14 protein-coding genes and 1 pseudogene are annotated in these 18,183 nt (G+C 70.3%); 11 read left to right on the top strand and 4 right to left on the bottom strand.

Features of this window, described 5'->3' with window-relative positions; genetic code table 11:
* Positions 1 to 3 precede the first annotated feature (3 nt).
* The 6 genes from N7925_RS08640 to N7925_RS08665 all read left to right on the top strand — a co-directional run bounded on the left by N7925_RS08640 (position 4) and on the right by N7925_RS08665 (position 6,313).
* The gene (locus tag N7925_RS08640; RefSeq protein ID WP_003966010.1) at positions 4 to 411 is read left to right on the top strand and encodes a DUF742 domain-containing protein; all 408 of its coding nucleotides are present in this window, start codon (positions 4 to 6) and stop codon (positions 409 to 411) included.
* Positions 392 to 973, top strand: coding sequence for a GTP-binding protein (locus N7925_RS08645; protein WP_003966011.1), 582 nt, complete (start codon positions 392 to 394; stop codon positions 971 to 973). The genes N7925_RS08640 and N7925_RS08645 overlap by 20 nt, the downstream gene beginning before the upstream one ends.
* A 361-nt stretch (positions 974 to 1,334) precedes the next feature.
* Complete coding sequence (locus N7925_RS08650) at positions 1,335 to 4,580, top strand: sensor histidine kinase (protein ID WP_274343525.1); 3,246 nt, start codon at positions 1,335 to 1,337, stop codon at positions 4,578 to 4,580.
* Positions 4,581 to 4,590: 10 nt separating this feature from the next.
* Positions 4,591 to 5,004: a roadblock/LC7 domain-containing protein gene (locus tag N7925_RS08655; protein WP_030125847.1), complete on the top strand. Its 414-nt coding sequence runs from the start codon at positions 4,591 to 4,593 to the stop codon at positions 5,002 to 5,004.
* Between the two features lie 90 nt (positions 5,005 to 5,094).
* Positions 5,095 to 5,751, top strand: a complete 657-nt coding sequence (locus tag N7925_RS08660; RefSeq protein ID WP_265599095.1) for a DUF742 domain-containing protein — start codon at positions 5,095 to 5,097, stop codon at positions 5,749 to 5,751.
* Positions 5,732 to 6,313 (top strand): GTP-binding protein, encoded by a 582-nt coding sequence (locus N7925_RS08665; protein ID WP_014048542.1) that lies wholly within the window; start codon positions 5,732 to 5,734, stop codon positions 6,311 to 6,313. The genes N7925_RS08660 and N7925_RS08665 overlap by 20 nt, the downstream gene beginning before the upstream one ends.
* A 77-nt stretch (positions 6,314 to 6,390) precedes the next feature.
* Here N7925_RS08665 and N7925_RS08670 read toward each other — a convergent pair whose 3' ends face one another.
* The 3 genes from N7925_RS08670 to N7925_RS08680 form a co-directional block, all read right to left on the bottom strand.
* Positions 6,391 to 6,594 carry an acyl-CoA carboxylase subunit epsilon gene (locus N7925_RS08670; protein WP_030076048.1) on the bottom strand — a complete coding sequence of 68 codons (204 nt, stop codon included), beginning with the start codon at positions 6,592 to 6,594 and terminating at the stop codon, positions 6,391 to 6,393.
* 70 nt (positions 6,595 to 6,664) lie between these two features.
* Positions 6,665 to 8,248 (bottom strand): acyl-CoA carboxylase subunit beta, encoded by a 1,584-nt coding sequence (locus N7925_RS08675; protein WP_274343526.1) that lies wholly within the window; start codon positions 8,246 to 8,248, stop codon positions 6,665 to 6,667.
* A gap of 265 nt (positions 8,249 to 8,513) precedes the next feature.
* Entirely contained in the window at positions 8,514 to 12,383 is a 3,870-nt protein-coding gene (locus tag N7925_RS08680) for an endo-alpha-N-acetylgalactosaminidase family protein (protein WP_274343527.1), read from the bottom strand.
* A gap of 386 nt (positions 12,384 to 12,769) precedes the next feature.
* Here N7925_RS08680 and N7925_RS08685 point away from each other — a divergent pair, with 386 nt between their 5' ends.
* Both N7925_RS08685 and N7925_RS08690 read left to right on the top strand, forming a co-directional pair.
* The gene (locus N7925_RS08685; protein ID WP_274346426.1) at positions 12,770 to 13,981 is read left to right on the top strand and encodes a glycoside hydrolase family 64 protein; all 1,212 of its coding nucleotides are present in this window, start codon (positions 12,770 to 12,772) and stop codon (positions 13,979 to 13,981) included.
* A 165-nt stretch (positions 13,982 to 14,146) separates the two neighbouring features.
* Positions 14,147 to 14,818 (top strand): peptidoglycan-binding domain-containing protein, encoded by a 672-nt coding sequence (locus N7925_RS08690; protein ID WP_443032143.1) that lies wholly within the window; start codon positions 14,147 to 14,149, stop codon positions 14,816 to 14,818.
* Between the two features lie 83 nt (positions 14,819 to 14,901).
* Here the strand turns inward: N7925_RS08690 and N7925_RS08695 are convergent, their stop codons facing one another.
* Positions 14,902 to 15,426 (bottom strand): hypothetical protein, encoded by a 525-nt coding sequence (locus N7925_RS08695; RefSeq protein WP_265599099.1) that lies wholly within the window; start codon positions 15,424 to 15,426, stop codon positions 14,902 to 14,904.
* 195 nt (positions 15,427 to 15,621) lie between these two features.
* Between N7925_RS08695 and N7925_RS08700 the strand changes: the two are divergent.
* The 3 genes and pseudogenes from N7925_RS08700 to N7925_RS08710 all read left to right on the top strand — a co-directional run.
* A pseudogene (locus N7925_RS08700) lies at positions 15,622 to 15,759 on the top strand (mycothiol transferase); the annotation flags it as partial.
* 365 nt (positions 15,760 to 16,124) lie between these two features.
* Positions 16,125 to 17,291, top strand: a complete 1,167-nt coding sequence (locus N7925_RS08705) for a DNA gyrase subunit B (RefSeq protein ID WP_274343529.1) — start codon at positions 16,125 to 16,127, stop codon at positions 17,289 to 17,291.
* Between the two features lie 239 nt (positions 17,292 to 17,530).
* Positions 17,531 to 18,151, top strand: coding sequence for a YceI family protein (locus N7925_RS08710; RefSeq protein WP_274343530.1), 621 nt, complete (start codon positions 17,531 to 17,533; stop codon positions 18,149 to 18,151).
* Positions 18,152 to 18,183: the final 32 nt, after the last annotated feature.

An 18,183-nucleotide genomic window follows, 5' to 3' on the forward strand; every position in this document is an offset into this window, starting at 1 on the left:
TTCATGACCCCGCCACCCGCCTCACCCGATCCGTACGGCGCACTGCACCACGCGTCGTACGACGGGGAAGGCGACCAGCCGCTGGTTCGTCCTTATGCCATGACCGGCGGCCGGACCCGGCCGCGCTACCAGCTCGCGATAGAGGCACTGGTCAGCACGACGGCAGACCCCGCGCATCTGGGGACCCTGCTCCCCGAGCACCAGCGGATCTGCCACCTCTGCCGTGAGGTCAAGTCGGTGGCGGAGGTGTCGGCGCTGCTGTCGATGCCGCTCGGCGTCGCCCGGATCCTGGTGGCGGACCTGGCGGAAGCCGGCATGGTGGCCATCCACCAGCCGGGCAACGGAGAGGCCGGCGGCGCGCCGGATGTGACACTGCTCGAAAGGGTGCTCAGTGGACTTCGCAAGCTCTAGCGGCGGTACGGGCCGCGCCACCACCTCGGCGAAGATCGTGGTGGCGGGCGGCTTCGGCGTGGGCAAGACCACGTTCGTCGGGGCCGTGTCGGAGATCAACCCGCTGCGCACCGAGGCCGTCATGACGTCCGCCTCGGCGGGCATCGACGATCTGACCCACACCGGGGACAAGACGACGACCACCGTCGCGATGGACTTCGGCCGCATCACGCTCGACCAGGACCTGATCCTGTACCTCTTCGGTACGCCCGGCCAGGACCGCTTCTGGTTCATGTGGGACGACCTGGTACGCGGCGCCATCGGCGCCGTCGTCCTCGTCGACACCCGCCGCCTCGCCGACTGCTTCCCCGCCGTCGACTACTTCGAGAACAGCGGGCTCCCCTTCGTCATCGCCCTCAACGGCTTCGACGGACACCAGCCCTACACCCCCGACGAAGTACGCGAGGCACTCCAGATCGGGCCCGACGCACCCATCATCACGACGGACGCCCGGCACCGGGCGGATGCCAAGAGCGGCCTGATCACCCTGGTCGAGCACGCGCTGATGGCACGCCTGAAGTAGTTCTTCCGCCAGGCGCAAGTCGATATCGGCCTACGGAAGTTGCAGTAGTCACGCGGGGGCGGCCTGTGTCGTTTGACACGATCCGCCCCCGTGTTCATAACGTTTCGAGAGAGAATTGACTCCACGCCGCCACCCGACGCATCCACTCGGTGCCACTGCGCTCACATGAGCCCCGCCTTTTGACGGGGCTCGCTCTTTATGCCCGTTTTATCTGAGGTCTGGGCCACGCGGAATCGCTGATTCCGACTGTTTGGAACGGGACCGGTCCCCGTGCTGCAATGCGACGAACTCCCCAGTAGGACCGCCCTGAACGAATAATCCGGCACAGCGTAGGTGCCGACGCCGAGAGGTTGTTGGTCGAGTGAGGCGAAGCAACGAGGGCTCCGCGGCGCAGCCCGAGCGGGGCAACTTCACCCCGCCTTCGCGCGCTATGCCCTCCCCCGCGGACGGGCCCGGCACGGAGCCCACCGGTGGTGGCAGCACCAGCCGGATGTCCCCGCGCAACTGGCGGGTGGCCACCCGGCTGAACGCGATCCTCCTGGTCCCGGTGCTGGTCGGCCTCGTCATGGGCGGCTTCCAGGTGAAGGGCTCCATCGACACCTGGAGCGAGGCGCAGGACGCCGAGAAGATCGCGGTCGTCGTGCGCGCCGCGTCCGACTACGGACAGGCGCTCCTGAACGAGCGGGACCTCACCGCCGAGCCGCTGCTCTCGGGCGACCGCGACGCCGATGTGGTCGAGCAGACCCGGGCCACCACGGACGAGGCGGCGCGGAAGTTCGACGTCGCGGTGGAGGGGATGCCCGCGAAGCCGGGCCTGGAGCGCCGTCTGAAGCTCTTCAAGGCCGAGGAGCCCAAACTCCCCGAGCTGCGCAAGGCCGCCTACGCGGGTGCCCTGGACCCGGTGAAGACCGAACAGGGCTACACCGAGGTCCAGCACTCCCTGATGCAGTTCGCCAACGAGCTCGGCCTCGGCACCGGCAACATCACCAGTTACGGCCGTACCGTCTACGCGATCGAGCTGTCCAAAGCTGCAGAATCGCTTCAGCGCTCGATCGGCATGCACCTGCTGGTGCGCCCGAGCAAGAAGCCGGGCACGTACGACGAGCAGGTCAAGGCCTTCAGCTCGTACAACTACCTGGAGCAGATCGCGCTGGGCGAGTTCAACTCCGGCGGCACCCAGGCGGATGTCGACCGTCTCAAGCAGGTGATGGCCGGCAAGGCCGCCGAGGGCGCCAAGCAGCTCAAGGCGGCCAAGGAGCAGGCCGAGGCCGCGGGCGAGCCCTTCGTGGCCCCGCCGAGCATCGACGGCTCGGTCTTCGACGGCATGGTGCGGGAGATCGGCCAGGGCCAGGACCCCGAGGAGCTGGCGGCCAAGGGCATCACGCCCGCGACCTGGATGGCCGCGTCGACCGCGAAGTTCGAGGGGTACGCCACCGTCGAGGACGAGCTGGTCACCAAGGCGGTGGACGAGGCCGCGAGCATCTCCTCCGACGCCAAGACCGACGCCATCGTCAACGGCCTGATCGTCGTCATCGCGCTGCTGGCCGCCTTCATCCTGGCCGGGCTCATGGCCCGCCAGATGAGCCGCTCCATGCGTCAACTGCGTACCGCCGCCTTCTCCATCGCCGAGCAGCGGCTGCCCTCCCTCGTCGACCAGCTCTCGCGCACCGACCCGGGCCGGGTCGACACCCGGGTACAGCCGATCCCGATCACCACGCGGGACGAGATCGGCGAGGTCGCCCGCGCCTTCGACCAGGTGCACCGCGAGGCCGTCCGGCTCGCCGCCGAGCAGGCCATGCTGCGGGGCAACGTCAACGCGATCTTCACGAACCTCTCGCGCCGCAACCAGTCGCTCATCGAGGGCCAGCTGACCCTCATCACCGACCTGGAGAACAACGAGGCCGACCCGGACCAGCTGGAGAGCCTCTTCAAGCTGGACCACCTGGCCACCCGTATGCGCCGCAACGGCGAGAACCTCCTCGTCCTCGCGGGCGAGGAGCCCGGCCGCCGCTGGAACCAGCCGGTGCCGCTGGTGGACGTCCTGCGGGCCGCCTCCTCCGAGGTGGAGTCCTACGAGCGCATCCAGCTGACCGGCGTGCCGGAGAGCGAGATCCACGGCCAGGCCGTCACCGACCTCGTGCACCTGCTGGCCGAGCTGCTGGAGAACGCCACCACGTTCTCCTCGCCGCAGACGAAGGTCAAGGTCACCGCGACCCGGCTGCCCGACGGCCGTGTCATGGTCGAGATCCACGACAAGGGCATCGGCCTCACCGCCGAGGACTTCGCCGACATCAACCACAAGCTGGCCAACCCGCCGACCGTGGACGCCGCGGTGTCGCAGCGCATGGGCCTGTTCGTGGTCGGCCGGCTGGCCGACCGGCACGGGATCCGGGTCCAGCTGCGCCCCTCGGGCGAGCAGGCCGGGACCACCTCGCTGGTCATGCTGCCGGACGCCATCACCCACGGTGGCGGTGGCGAACCGGGCTCCGGGCAGGACGACTTCACCGTCTCCTCGATCATCCCCGAGCAGCAGCAGCAGCCGGCCTTCGAGCCGGCGCCGCAGCAGGCCTCCCTGCGCACGGCGGCGGAGCTCGGCTTCGACGACTCGCGCTACGAGGCCCCGGCGGACCCGGGTCAGCTGGACCCGGTCAACCGCTCGCTGATGCGCGAGGAGCGCAGGGCGGCCCTGGAGGCCCAGACGGGCCCGGGCGGCCCGTTCGGTGACAACTCCCCGGAACAGCAGGGCTACGCGCAGGAGCCGTACGCGGGCGACCCGTACGGCGGACAGCGGCAACAGGGTTACGCCGACGATCACTACGGCAAGGACCAGTACGGGCAGCAGCAGGCACAGCAGCCGTACCAGGAGACGTACCCGCAGCAGCAGTACGGTGCCGGGGACGGTTACGCGCAGCAGCGGGATCAGCAGGCGCAGCAGCACCCGGGAGACGGTTATCCGGAATCGGCATATGCCGATCAGCAGGCTCAGCAGGGTCAGTACGCCGACCCGTACGCGGCTTCGCCGGACCAGTCCCACCAGGATGATTGGCCTGTTCAGAGTGGTTTCCAGAACACTTATGAGCCGATCGCTCCCGCCGAATCGGAATCTGTTGCGAGCACGCCCGCAGAGCCTTCGGAGCGCGTAGGCTTCGACCGTCCGGGGCCCACCCCGAACGTCGGCCACGAGCTGACCGAAGCCGGTCTGCCGCGCCGCGGCGCTCAGCAGCACTGGCAGCCCGGCCCCGGCGGCCGCGGCGACGACCAGCCCGATCCGGCACCGGGGCCCCAGCCGCCGCAGGAACAGCGGCAGGACCCGCAGACGGACGGGGACGGCACCGACGACTGGCGCTCGACGAACGACGAGCGCTGGGAGCGGGCCGAGAAGCTCCGTGAGCCGAAGGCGGGCGGAATCACCCCCTCCGGCCTCCCCCGGCGCGTACCCAAGGCCAACTTGGTCGAGGGCACGGCGGAGCAGACCCAGCAGGGCGGCCCACAGGTCTCCCGCGCGCCCGAGGACGTCCGCGGCAGGTTGAGCAACCTGCGGCGGGGGGTCCAGCGCGGCCGCAGCGAGGGTTCGGACACCAGTACCACCTACAACCAGGAGCGTTAGTGTGAGCCCGATGAGCCAGGCGGCGCAGAATCTCAACTGGTTGATCACCAATTTCGTGGACAACACCCCCGGGGTGTCGCACACGGTGGTGGTCTCCGCCGACGGACTCCTGCTGGCGATGTCCGAGGGGTTCCCGCGCGACCGTGCCGACCAGCTGGCGGCCGTCGCCTCCGGTCTGACGTCGCTGACCGCGGGCGCCTCGCGGATCTTCGAGGGCGGCGCCGTGAATCAGACCGTTGTGGAGATGGAGAGGGGATTCCTCTTCCTCATGTCCATCTCCGACGGGTCCTCACTCGCGGTCCTGGCCCACCCGGATGCCGATATCGGTCTGGTCGGGTACGAAATGGCCCTTCTGGTGGACCGCGCGGGCAGTGTCCTGACTCCGGACCTCCGCGCCGAACTTCAGGGAAGTCTTCTTAACTAGCAGACAGACAGTGCGTTTCTCGCCACCGCGCCATAAAGTGCGGTGGCGCGGCCCCACTGGGATCGGTGACCGGCAGTCGGAGGAGGAGACGTGGCAGCACCCACAGGCGGGCACCCATACAACGGTGACCACAGGGTTCCGGGTGAGCACGGTGACAACCGTTTCGGCTTCCCCGCCGCATCTGGCGGGCAGGGTCCAGGCCAGTACCAGCCATACCAGGAGCCGCAGCACCACCAGCAGCAGCAGGGTGCTCACGGCGCGCAGGGGTCCGAGTGGCCCCCGCAGCAGCCGGGGGCGGGGTGGCCGCAGCAACCGCAGCAGCCCCAGCGGTACGACGCACCCCCGCAGCCGCGCAGTCAGCCGGTGCCGCAGCGGCGGGCTCCCGAGCCCGCCAAGCCCGCCGCGCACAACCCGCTGGTCCGTCCGTACGCCATGACCGGCGGCCGGACCCGACCGCGTTACCAGCTCGCCATCGAGGCGCTGGTCAGCACCACGGCCGATCTGTCCCGGCTGCAAGGGCAGTTGCCCGAGCACCAGCGGATCTGCCGGCTCTGCATCGAGATCAAGTCGGTGGCCGAGATCTCGGCCCTCTGCTCGATCCCTCTCGGCGTTGCCCGGATCCTCGTCGCCGACCTGGCCGAGGCCGGACTCGTCGCTATCCATCAGCCCGGCGGCGACGAGGCCGCCGGCGGCCAGCCAGATGTGACACTGCTCGAAAGGGTGCTCAGTGGACTTCGCAAGCTCTAGCGGCGGAGCGGCCCGCTCCACTACCTCGGCGAAGATCGTGGTGGCAGGGGGCTTCGGCGTGGGTAAGACCACGTTTGTCGGTGCCGTTTCGGAGATCAACCCGCTGCGCACCGAAGCCGTGATGACGTCCGCCTCGGCGGGCATCGACGATCTGACCCACACCGGGGACAAGACCACCACGACGGTGGCCATGGACTTCGGACGCATCACCCTGGACCAGGACCTGATCCTGTACCTCTTCGGTACGCCCGGCCAGGACCGCTTCTGGTTCATGTGGGACGACCTGGTACGCGGCGCCATCGGCGCCGTCGTCCTCGTCGACACCCGCCGCCTCGCCGACTGCTTCCCCGCCGTCGACTACTTCGAGAACAGCGGGCTCCCCTTCGTCATCGCCCTCAACGGCTTCGACGGGCACCAGCCCTACACCCCCGACGAAGTACGCGAGGCACTCCAGATCGGGCCGGACACCCCGATCCTGACGACGGACGCCCGGCACCGCGCGGACGCCAAGAGCGCGCTCATCACGCTGGTCGAGCACGCGCTGATGGCGCGGCTGCGCTAGGCCGCCGGACCGTACGGAGAAGGGCCCCGCACTCCTCGGAGGAGTGCGGGGCCCTTCTTCGTACGGTCCCGAGGGGGTCAGCCCTGCCAGCTGTGCGGGGCACGGAAGCCCGGCGTGCGCTCCAGGCGCCGCCAGCCGGCGGTGTCACGGCCGCGGTGGGCGGGGGCGGCGGGCTGGGCGGCGGCGCGGGCCATCAGGACGGCGGTGATGGCCGCCAGCTCCTCGGGGTCGGCGTGCCCCTTCTCGACGCGCAGGACGGACTCGGCGGACGTCAGGCTCATGGTGGGGTGTCTCCGTCTTCTCGGCAGGATGTCGTGGACCGTGCGGCGGATCGCACCGCTGCGGAGGTGACTACTGCGGGGGGTTGCCGTGCTTGCGGGACGGCAGGTCGGCGTGCTTGTTGCGGAGCATGGCGAGCGAGGCGATGAGCACCTCGCGGGTCTCGGCGGGGTCGATGACGTCGTCGACGAGGCCGCGCTCGGCCGCGTAGTAGGGGTGCATCAGCTCGGACTTGTACTCCTTGACCATGCGGGTGCGCATGGCTTCGGGGTCCTCGGCGTCGGCGATCTGCCGGCGGAAGATGACGTTGGCCGCGCCCTCGGCGCCCATCACCGCAATCTCGTTGGTGGGCCAGGCGTAGGTGAGGTCGGCCCCGATGGACTGGGAGTCCATGACGATGTACGCGCCTCCGTAGGCCTTCCGCAGGATCAGCGAGATCCGCGGCACGGTGGCGTTGCAGTAGGCGTAGAGCAGCTTCGCTCCGTGGCGGATGATCCCACCGTGCTCCTGGTCCACGCCCGGCAGGAAGCCGGGGACGTCCAGAAGAGTGATGATCGGGATGTTGAAAGCGTCGCACATCTGGACGAAACGTGCGGCCTTTTCGGAGGCCTCGATGTCCAGCACGCCCGCCAGCGCCTGCGGCTGATTGGCGACGATGCCGACGACCTGGCCGTCCAGGCGGGCCATCGCGCAGATGATGTTGCGGGCCCAGCGCTCGTGGATCTCCAGGTAGTCGCCGTCGTCGACGAGCTCCTCGATCACCTTGTGCATGTCGTACGGGCGGTTGCCGTCGGCCGGGACGAGGTCCAGCAGGACGTCGCCGCGCCGGTCGGCGGGGTCGTCGCTCTCCACAGTCGGCGGGTTCTCGCGGTTGTTGGAGGGCAGCATCCCGATGAGGTAGCGGACCTCGGCGATGCAGGTCTCCTCGTCGTCGTACGCGAAGTGCGCGACGCCCGAGATCTCGGCGTGCACGTCCGCGCCGCCGAGTCCGTTCTGGGTGATCTCCTCGCCGGTGACCGCCTTCACGACGTCCGGTCCGGTGATGAACATCTGCGAGGTCTCACGGACCATGAACACGAAGTCGGTCAGCGCGGGGCTGTAGGCGGCGCCGCCCGCGCACGGGCCGAGCATCACGCTGATCTGCGGGATCACACCGGACGCCCGGGTGTTGCGCTGGAAGATGCCGCCGTAGCCCGCGAGCGCCGAGACACCCTCCTGGATACGGGCCCCGGCGCCGTCGTTCAGCGACACCAGCGGAGCGCCGGCCGAGATGGCCATGTCCATGATCTTGTGGATCTTCGTGGCGTGCGCCTCGCCCAGCGCCCCGCCGAAGATCCGGAAGTCGTGCGCGTACACGAAGACCGTGCGGCCCTCGACCGTGCCCCAGCCGGTGATGACACCGTCGGTGTACGGCTTCTTCGCCTCCAGGCCGAAACCGGTCGCCCGGTGCCGGCGCAGCTGCTCGACCTCCTTGAACGAACCCGGGTCCAGCAGCAGTTCGATCCGCTCCCGGGCGGTCAGCTTCCCCTTGGCGTGCTGCGCCTCGGTCGCCCGCTCGCTCGGTCCGCGCCGCGCCTGCTCGCGCAGGGCCAGCAGTTCGGCCACCCGGCCTCGGGCGTCGTTCGGCCGGCCCTGGGTTTCGTCCACAACGGTCATGTACTGACCCTACGAACCCCGACCCAGAAATCGTGCCGTCGACTCCGTACAGTCTCCTGGCCGGTTTCGTGGTGGGAGTGAACAGAACCACGCTGCCGTGCACGCGATCCACCAGCGAAACGCCGCTTCCGGTTGTGAAGACTCCACAAGAGGGGGTGTGCCGTGGGGCCACATGCCCCTGAGGGGGCCCACGTGGGCCCCCTCAGTATGACGCGGCACATCACCCCTGCCGTCCACCGTTCCCGGGAAGCCGGGCGGACGGCGGTCAGCCTCCGCAGTGGAAGCGGGCGTCGCCCCAATCGGCGTGGTCGTTGCCGTTGCCGTCGCCGCCGTCCTGGACGATCAGCTCGACGTACTTCGCGCCGGTGACGTCGGCGGTGAGCTTCCAGGCGGGGTCGGCCGCCCCCAGCACCGGCGACGCCACCTTCTCCGTGGAGTCGGCGGTGACCGAGAACCGCACACTGCCCCGGGTGGCCTGGACGTCGTCCACGCCCACCTCGGCGGTGAAGGAGGTGCACTTCCCGCCCAGGTAGTAGCGGATCTTCGCCGGGGCGTGCGTGCCCAGGCCCTTGGCGTAGGCGACGCCGCCGATCTTCAGGGGACCGCCGTCACCGGCCCCGGACTCCCCGTTGGAGCGGTCGCGCTCGACCGGACCCCAGCCGTTCTGCGAGGCGGTCCAGTCGAGGTCGCCGGCCCAGCTGTCCGCGGTGGGCGGCGGCGGGAGCGTACGGACGGAGGTTCCCGCGCCGAGCGTCCTGGCCGCTCCCCCGACGGTGTACGTGGCCTGCGCGTCCAGCGCGTACGTGTCGTAGGGGGCGTCGACCGGCGGGGTGACCCGCCAGCTGCCGGTGGCCTTCGCGCCCGGGGCGACCGAGTCGAAGACGACCGGGCCCACGGGTTCGGCCTTCCAGCCCTCGGGCACGGTCAGTGCGAGCTCCACGCCGGTGGCGGCGCTCGCCTCGTCGTTGCCGAAGGTCGCCTTCACCGTGTTCGGGGTGCCCGGCTCCAGGGTCTCGGCGGCGGCGGCCACGGCGAGCGTGCCGCAGACGGCCTCCTGTCCGGCGGGGGCCGGTCCGAGGTCGGTCACGGTGAAGCCGTCGAGCACGAAGTCCGCGCCCTCGGGTGCTCCGGGCAGCTTGCGCAGCCCGGTCCAGGTGTCGCCGCAGCCCGCGGTGAGCGTCCGGCTGAACTTCCCGGTGGTGTGCTGCTGCCCGATCGGGGTGGCCCGGGTCTCGGTCGAGGAGGCCTTGCCGTCGGCGGCCCGGTCGTAGCCCTCCACCCAGCTGTAGGCCCCGGCGTGGCTGGACTGGTAGTCGAACGCGATCTCGTACCGGTGTCCGTCCTTCATCGGGACGGTCCAGGGGGCGGTGCGGTAGACGAGCCCGGTGTTCTCCTCGTGGGCCTTGAGGGACTCCTTCCCTGCGAGCACGTCGTCGACCAGCTTCCCGTTCCAGCCGGACTGGGTGTACGGGGCGTGGAGCTGCGAGATGCTGGTGCGGGGGTCGGTGGAGCCGCCCGCGTCGCCCTTGAGGAAGGGGCCCCAGCCCTGGTCGACGGCCTCGAAGTCCTCGTACGCCACCGTGCCGGTGCGGGTCGCGGGGGCGTTCTCGACGATCCGTACGTCATCGGCGCGGACCTTCGCCGTGGATCCGGCCGCCGCCTCGATGCGCAGGGTGGTGCGACCGTTCGCGGGGGCGGTGAAGTTGATTTTGGCTCGCTGGAAGTAGGTGCCGTGCCAGTCGGAGGCGGCGACGAAGTCCTCGGCCGTGGAGCGCTCGACGGTCACCGCGTTCCCGCCCGCGCTCACCACCGTGCGCCGGCTCGCGCCGGGCTCGACCTCGATCAGGGCGGAGGCGGTGTAGCGCTTGCCGGGCTTGAGCCCGGTGACGGTCTGGGAGAGCGCGGCCGGGCCCGAGCCGGAGAGCTCGGCGCTGTTGCGGCCCTGCTCGTCGGTGTCGCGGACGGCGGTGCCGGTCTTCGTCCAGCCCTTCAGGTCACGGTCGTTGAAGCCGGGGTCCTTCAGCCCGGTCCCCTTCCCCCAGGAGGCCTGCGCCTCCTTCGGCGCACGGTGGGGGTAGAGGACGTAGGCCTGTCCGGGGGCGGCGGTGAGGGTGATCCTCCCGTTCGCCGGGCGGACGGTGGCGACCTTCTTCCGGCCGTTGTCGGACAGCTCGTAGACGGTGTACGGGCCCTTGCCGGGCACCTCCCAGCTGCTGGTCCCGCCGGTCTCGCTGTAGTGGTAGAGCTTCTTGCCGCCGTCCCACGGCAGCAGGTAGTCGGTGCCGCTGAGCACCTTGCGGCCCTGGTCGTAGAAGGTCCGCTTCCCGTCCTCGACCGTGCCGCGCACCCCGCCGGTGAAGGTGATGTCGTTGCCGTCCCAGCGGGTGATCCGCTGCTGCTGGAGGTATTTCGCGGGCAGGTTCTTCTGCCAGATGTTGGCGGTGAAGGCGTTCCAGTCGGTCTCGCCGGTCCAGCCCTCGAAGTCCTCCAGGGCGCTCTGGCCGAGGACCGGGTGGTTGTTCCAGATGTCCTTCTCGCCGTTGCGGATGAACCGGATGATCTGCGAGTTCAGGCCCTTGTTGGTGGCCCCGCCGTAGTTGAGGTCGTTGGCCCAGTGCGACCAGAGCGAGGCGCGCTCGAACTTGTCGGCCCACTCGGTGCCGACGGTCCAGCCCTGCTTCTGTACGGCCTGGATCGTCTTGTCGGCGATCCAGCCGTGGCTGTAGTAGACGTCGATGTAGAGGAAGTCGAGGTTCTCGTCGGTCTCGTCGCGCAGTTGCTGGAAGCGCTTCTCCAGGTCGCCGCTGTTGATGTCGCGGCGCTGGTCGATGTAGTAGCTCTGGTTGAGCCAGTTCCAGCCGGGCTTCGTCTTGTCGACGAGCTGCTCGGAAAAGGCGTTGGCCTCCGGGTAGGACTCGGTGGCGTTCACGTGGACGCCGAAGTCGGCGCCCCACTTCTCGCCGTCCTCAAGCAGGGTGTTGAGGTCCTTCAGCCCGCCGGCCCGCTTGTTGTAGTTGCCGCCGTAGTCCGGGTGGGCGGAGTCGTGGCCCTCGGAGCCGTACCCCTTGAGGACGGCGAGCTGGCCGAGGCCGTCGGTGGTCTTCGAGATCCGCTTGACGTCGTCGAGGGTGCGCAGGAACGGGTGGGTGGCCTGGCTGGCGAAGTTGAACGGGATGTGGGTGACGACCCGGTTCGCGGTCTCCTCGCTGCCGGGCGCGGTGACGCCGATGGTGCGGAAGGTGACGGCTCCGTCCTGCCAGTCGACGGCCCTGTCGCCGTTGGCGTCGGGGGTGACGACGACCTTGGCCCACGGCAGGTTCTCGCCGCTCTCGGGCTTCGGCGCGCCCTCGCCCCGGTAGGTCCACTGGCCGGACCAGACGCCGACCCGGACGCCGCCGCCCTCCTCGGTGCGCGCCTGGTGCCAGAAGCGGGCGTCGTCGCCGCCGGTGGCCCCGGCGGGCTTGTCGTACGAGGAGTTGGACTCGATCGCCGCGGCGAGCGAGCCGTTGTTGAGGATCGCGTAACTGGCCCCGACGGGCGCGGAATCGGGCTTCGTCTCCCCGGTGATCCTCGCGAAGACGTCGGCGGTGCGGGTGGAGTCCGGGTCGAGCTTCGTGAACGCGGTGGCGGCCCCGGCCTCGGCGGAGCCGACCGAGATCAGGTCGTGCCCGGGAATGTCGATGGTCCCGACCCGGAACGCCGCGGTGTCGCGGACGGCGGTCACCCGGAACGTGGTGGCCCGCCCGGAGACGGTGAGCGAGGCGTCGATCTCGACGCCCGGCAGGGAGTCGAAGGCGAGCGTGTAGCGGGCGGCGGATCGGGTGATCTTCGGCTTGCCTTTCAGCTTCACCGGGCGGGCGGTCCCGTTGAGGGTGACGGCGGTGACCGGCCTGACGCTGCCGAGCAGCTGCTCGCCGCTCGCCCGGTCGGTGTACGACAGGACGCGCGGGAAGTCGTCGGCGACGGCGACGGCGAGCCGGTCGGATCCGATGACGGCGGATCCGGCGGACTCCGCCGCCCCGGCCGGGGTGGGGGACGGATCGGCGGCTGCGGCGGGGAGGGCGGTCCCCACGAGCGCCAGGACGGCTGCTGAGGCCGCGGCGACCAGGCCGGGGCGAGGGAATCTTGGCGACATGGCCCCTGAGTAGTCGCCGTGTCCGGACATCGTCAACGAACTTCGGCTCCGGGGGCCGACTCCGTCCAACAACCCCGGTGCGTTAGTCCAAGTCAGGACGGTGCGCGGCGAGCCGGGGCCTCGTTCACCTCTTGGCCGCCGACGCCCCCGGGCGGTCACGGTTCGCACCCGCTCGGTTCCGGCAAGTACCGCTTCCGGGCGTCGAGTTGTGAAGACCCGGCATTTTTGAGAGCGCTCTCAGTCACAAGTCTTGACGCTCGTTCCGCTCCTCGCGAGAGTGGTGCGCACCGCAGGCACCCCCACGGTCCCGCACCTCCACGCGCCACCCCCCACCCCCGCCTGCGGCCCCCCACCACCTCGGGAGTCCCCTCGTGATCTCACGCCGAATGTTCCTGACCGGCGCCGCCGCCTCGGCCGCGGCGCTCACGTACCCCGCCTGGGGCACCGCTCTGAGCCCCCGCGCCTCCGCGGCCCCCGCGACCTGCGAACTGGCCCTGGAGAACAAGTCGTTGCCGGGCACGGCGCACGCGTATGTGACCGGCCGCGAGCTGGGCACCGACCGCTGGGTGCTGCTCAGGCCGGACGGCGGCGTCTACCGCCCCGACTCGCCCGGCGCCCCGCAGACGCCGCTGCCCGTCGACTGCGCGATCCCGCTCAAGGGCGCGGGCGCGGGCCCGGTCGTGCTGACCCTGCCGCAGATGTACGGGGCGCGGGTCTACTTCGTCCGCGACGCCAAGCTGGACTTCTACCTCAACCCGGGCCCCTCGCTGGTGGAGCCCGCGTTCGCGACGCCCACGGACCCCAACTACGGGCGCACCTGGTCGTTCTGCGAGTTCACCTTCAACACGCAGCAGCTGTACTCCAACATCAGTTACGTGGACCTGATCACCGCCCTCCCGATCGGGATCACGCTGGAGGGCGACGGGACGCACGTCGTCGCGCCGCACCCCGAGGGAGCGGTGCAGCGGATCGCGGACGACCTCACCGCCCAGGCCGCCGCCGACGGGCAGCCGTGGGACAAGCTGATCACCCGGAGCGGCGACGGCAGCGTCCTGCGGGTCGTCTCGCCGCAGAACATCATGGCCCCGTACTTCGACCGGCCCGCCGAGATGCCGTTCCGGGACCTGTTCACCGCGCAGATCGACGAGGTCTGGGAGAAGTACCGCTCCGAGGACCTGCGCATCGACCTCCAGGGCGGCCGGGGCACGCTGGCCGGCCGGGTCAGCGGGGACACGCTGACCTTCGAGGGCGGCCACACCTTCGTCAAGCCGCAGACGAGGGACATCTTCACCTGCAACCACGGCCCGTTCACCAACAACCCGGGCGACTCCGACGACAAGAAGGCGATCCTGGCCCGGCTGGCGGCGGGCTTCAACCGCTCGATCATGCTGAGCCACCCGAGCCAGCCGAACGGCACGTCGACGGCGGACTACTACAAGGGAACCGTCACCAACCACTGGTCCCGGGTGGTCCACGCGAACAGCCCGATCGGTTACGCGTTCCCGTACGACGACGTCCGCCCGGACGGTGAGCCGGACGTCTCGGGCGCGGCGCACGACGGGAACCCGCGCCGCTTCACGGTGACCGTGGGCTCCTGACGCCCGCCCGGTAGGCGAGTGTGCCTCCGCCCCCTGTTCCTGCGGGCGGGGGCACACGCAGGCCCGGCCGACCGACACCTTCGGGCCATCCGATACCTCATCAATTGACATGTTGTGTGGCGCCCTTGACTTCGCTCCGGCGCCCCGGGACGGTTCCGTATGCGAATGAACCGTCTCCCCCGCCGCATGCTCGCGGCGGTCGCCGCCGGATTCCTGCTCACCGCAGCGGCTCCGGCGCACGCCGACCCCGCGCCACCGCCGTCCCCCGCCCCACAGGCCCCCGGCGCGCACGGCCTGCGCGCCTTCCAGCAGAGCTACGGCCTGCCCGCGACGGGCCGGGTGGACACCGCCACCGCGCAGCTGCTCAGGTCGGCCCCGGACAGCGAGCTGCGGATGTTCTTCGCCGCCGTGGCCGACCTCGGCCCGGAGCAGCTCGCCCACGCCCGGACGGTCATCGGCGTCGGGAAGGGAGCGGAGCTCTCCGAGGAGGCCCAGGTCATCGCGCTGATGACGGCCATGCAGGAGTCGAAGTTCGTCAACTACACCTCTGCGGTCGACCATGACTCGCTCGGGGTCTTCCAGCAGCGTCCCAGCATGGGCTGGGGCACGCCGGCGCAGATCACCCATGTGCCGACCGCGTCGAAGTCCTTCTACGGGCTGCCCTCGCCCAGCGCCAACCCGGGGCTGCTCCAGATCGACGGCTGGGAGTCGATGGAGCCGGGCGAGGTGTGCCAGGCGGTCCAGCGGTCGGCGCACCCGGACCGGTACGCGCAGTGGGAGGACTTCGCCCGGGACCTGCTGGAGCAGGAGGGCCCGGACGCGGACCCGATCCCGTAGGCGGATCCCGTAACAGCGGAATACCCGGTTCCATGGGGCGGTGGGGGCCGCCCCGGCGTGGGGCGGCCCTGGGGCTTCCGCCGTCAGCAGCCGCCGCAGTTGTAGTACGTCACGTCCCAGTGGTTGCCCTCGTCCGCGTAGATGTTGCCGGAGCCGGACCGGTACTGGCGCGCGCCGTCGCCCCGCGTGCCGATGTAGGTGAAGGTGCCGGTGACGTAGTTGTTCACGCAGGTGCTCTTGGAGAAGTCGAGCTTGTAGCCGTTCCAGTGGGAGTACGTGCCGCCGGCGTGCCCGGTCTCCGTACCGCCGGTGATGTTGAGCGCGCAGCCGGTGGCGCTCTTGAGGGTCTGCGCGCCCTGGGCGCTCGCCAGGTTGAGCTGGTCGAACGACGTGCACGTGGAAACGTTCCGGTTGGAGCAGCCACCGGAGGACGACCAGGTGATCCCGGACGAGCTGAACCGGGAGGTCGCCTGCGCGTGCGTCAGCTTGGTCACGGCGTGCGCCTCGGTGGCACCGCTGCCGAGAGCGCCGATACCGGGCACGAAGAGGGCGCCGAGGACGAGAGCCAGGGCGGTGAGGGCGGAGCGGAATCGTGGACGGGTCACCATGGGGGATTCCTCCTGCTCATGACAAATCAGGGGGCGTACGGACGCGGGGCTGCGCACGCCGGGCAGGGAGATAGTGCCCGAGTTCTACGCGCGTCCGCCAGAGGGCGCGGCACCTCAGCCTCTGGGGGACTTCTGGGGGACCGCTGGGGGTGGCGGGGCCCTGCGCCACCGTGACCGAGTGTCTCGGCCGTCCCCTGTGCTCGATCGGCCGGCAGAGCGGCCGTCGTGCGATCGATGCGATGGGTGCTGATCCACATGATCGAAGAGACGGCTCGCCACGCGGGTCACGCCGACATCCTCCGTGAGCAGGCCGACGGTTCCATCGGCAGATAGTTTCCGCGCCCCCCGAGCCCAGCTTTTCCGCAGCGAACCGCGAGTTTGCCGTGTCGTGTCGCTACGGCACGGCGCCTCTCACGGCGGTTGATGCGCGCCCGGTGGTCCACTGCGTCGAGCCTCGGTGCCCGTCCACCCGCCGACGATGGAACGAGCGGCCTCAGGGGTGCCCGGAGTGAGGGCGTACGCGGCTTCGGCGGGGCCGCGGCCGTGCTCCGGGCGCGGTCCGGGCCCGCCTGGCCGCCTGCTTCCCGGCACGCTCCCACCCACCCGCTCACGGCTTCACCAAAACACCTGTGACCTGGCGTTTTCATGGATTCTGCATAGGCTGCGGACATCTACCGAGCACCATGGGAGGGGTCTTCGTGAGCGGGAAGAGGACGGGGTACGGCGGTGTCGAGATCGAGGCGCTGGAGGGGCGGGAAGCCGTTCGGAAGCGGCCCGGTATGTGGGTTGGCTCGACGGGCGCATACGGGCTGCACGAGTTGGTGTTCCAGGTCGTGGGCTGGTCCGTGAACCGTGTCCTGGCCGACCGCGAAGGCGGCGCCGTCGATGTCACGCTGACCCAGGACGGCGGAGTGCGGGTCGCCGACGGGGGGCCCGAGGTTCCCTTCGCGGCCGACGGGAAGACCGGCGGCAGCGGTCTCGAAGCGCTGCTGACCGGTATGCCCGCCGCCGGACGCGGTGGTCGGCGCATCGCGCACCTGAGCCCTGTCGACCGTGCGGGGCTCTTCGTGCCCAACGTTCTGTCGAGCAGGCTGACGGTCGAGGTGCGGCACGGGGGAACGCGTCGGGTCCAGGAGTACGCGCGCGGCGTCGCGGTCGCCCGGCCCGTCGCCACGGAGCCGACAGCCGGAAGCGGGACGGTCATCGCCTTCTGGCCCGACACGGAGCTCTTCGAGACGACGCGGTGCTCGTTCGCCGTGCTGGCGGAGCGTTTCCGGCAGGTGTCCTACCTCAACCGGGGCCTGGGGATCTCGTTGACCGACGAGCGCCCGGCGGGCGGGGCCCGGGCGGTCAGCTTCCGGTTTCCGGACGGCGTGCGGGACTTCGTGGCCGCCCTCGACGCGGAGACCGGGCCCTTCCTCCCTCCGGACATCATCGGCTTCGAGCACGAGGATCCGCGGATGGCGGGGACGATGGAGGTGGCCCTGCTGTGGAGCGGCTCCCACCCGGAGCACGTACGCGGCTTCACCAACAGCTGGGCCACTCGCCAGGGCGGCACGCACGTGGACGGCTTCCGGGACGGAGTGGCGGCGGCGGTCACCGCGTACGCGCGTGAACGAGGGCTGCCGGCAGGGGACGACGCTCCCTGGGCCGACCGGATCGGCGATGGCCTCACGGCAGTCGTGTCGGTGAAACTCGACCACCCCGAATACCTCGGCGCCACGCGCGAGTTGCTGGGCAACACCGAGGTGCGCGGTTGTGTCGGGGAGGCTGTCCGTGAACACCTCGGCCGATGGTTCGAGGAGCAGCCGCAGCGCGCCGCGCAGATCGTCGACCGGATCCTCCGGGCCGGTCACCGGGACTGAACAGCCCGCCGAGCCGTGCGCGGCGGCGCGAACGGGTTCGCGTGCCTGAAGTCGGCTGAGCGCCGCAGGCGGCCTGTCCGGCCGGTTGCGGCGCTCAGCCCGGCCCGCGCACGCGGATGCCCGGATCCCAGATGTTGAACTTTGAACTAGATGGGGTTACAGTCGAACTTGTTGAAGGTTGAACAACACCTTCGGCACCACTCGATCCGTCCCCCGTAGCGCATCCCCGAGGAGGAGCCATGGCTCTGTTCACCCGCAAGTCGACCGCCGCCCCCACCGTCACCGAGGCCCCCGCGGTGGACCCGGCGCTGGCCGCCCTGACCGGCACGTACACCATCGACCCCTCGCACAGCAGCATCGGCTTCACCGTGCGCCACGCGATGGTCACGAACGTGCGCGGCTCCTTCGGCGAGCACGAGGGCACCCTGGTGGTGGACGGCACGGACCCGGCGAACTCCTCCGCCTCCATCGACGTGAAGATCGCCAGTGTCGACACCGGCATCGCCGACCGCGACGGCCACCTGGTCAGCGGCGACTTCTTCGACGCCGAGACGTTCCCCCTGATGACGTTCCGCTCGACGAAGGCCGAGCAGCTGGGCGGCGAGGCGTACCGGATCACCGGCGACCTGACCATCAAGGACGTCACGCGTCCCCTCTCCATCGACCTGGAGTTCAACGGCTCCGCCACCGACGTCTACGGCAACGAGCGCGTCGGCTTCGAGGGCAGCGCGGACATCCTGCGCTCCGACTGGGGCCTGACCTGGAACGCGGCGCTGGAGACCGGCGGCGTGATGGTGAGCGACAAGGTGAAGCTGACCTTCGACATCTCCGCGATCAAGGCCGCGGCCCTGGCGGCCTGACGCCCCGGCAGCCCGACACGACCGGCCGCCGA

The sequence above is a fragment of the Streptomyces sp. CA-278952 genome (genome assembly GCF_028747205.1).
Lineage (GTDB): Bacteria > Actinomycetota > Actinomycetes > Streptomycetales > Streptomycetaceae > Streptomyces.

Bases quoted from the DNA above. Each gene is read 5' to 3' on its own strand.
- N7925_RS08695 (WP_265599099.1), bottom strand. From the start codon at position 15,426: ATGGTGACCCGTCCACGATTCCGCTCCGCCCTCACCGCCCTGGCTCTC.
- N7925_RS08675 (WP_274343526.1), bottom strand. From the start codon at position 8,248: ATGACCGTTGTGGACGAAACCCAGGGCCGGCCGAACGACGCCCGAGGC.
- N7925_RS08710 (WP_274343530.1), top strand. From the start codon at position 17,531: ATGGCTCTGTTCACCCGCAAGTCGACCGCCGCCCCCACCGTCACCGAG.
- N7925_RS08685 (WP_274346426.1), top strand. From the start codon at position 12,770: ATGTTCCTGACCGGCGCCGCCGCCTCGGCCGCGGCGCTCACGTACCCC.
- N7925_RS08680 (WP_274343527.1), bottom strand. From the start codon at position 12,383: ATGTCGCCAAGATTCCCTCGCCCCGGCCTGGTCGCCGCGGCCTCAGCA.
- N7925_RS08690 (WP_443032143.1), top strand. From the start codon at position 14,147: ATGAACCGTCTCCCCCGCCGCATGCTCGCGGCGGTCGCCGCCGGATTC.
- N7925_RS08670 (WP_030076048.1), bottom strand. From the start codon at position 6,594: ATGAGCCTGACGTCCGCCGAGTCCGTCCTGCGCGTCGAGAAGGGGCAC.
- N7925_RS08640 (WP_003966010.1), top strand. From the start codon at position 4: ATGACCCCGCCACCCGCCTCACCCGATCCGTACGGCGCACTGCACCAC.
- N7925_RS08655 (WP_030125847.1), top strand. From the start codon at position 4,591: ATGAGCCAGGCGGCGCAGAATCTCAACTGGTTGATCACCAATTTCGTG.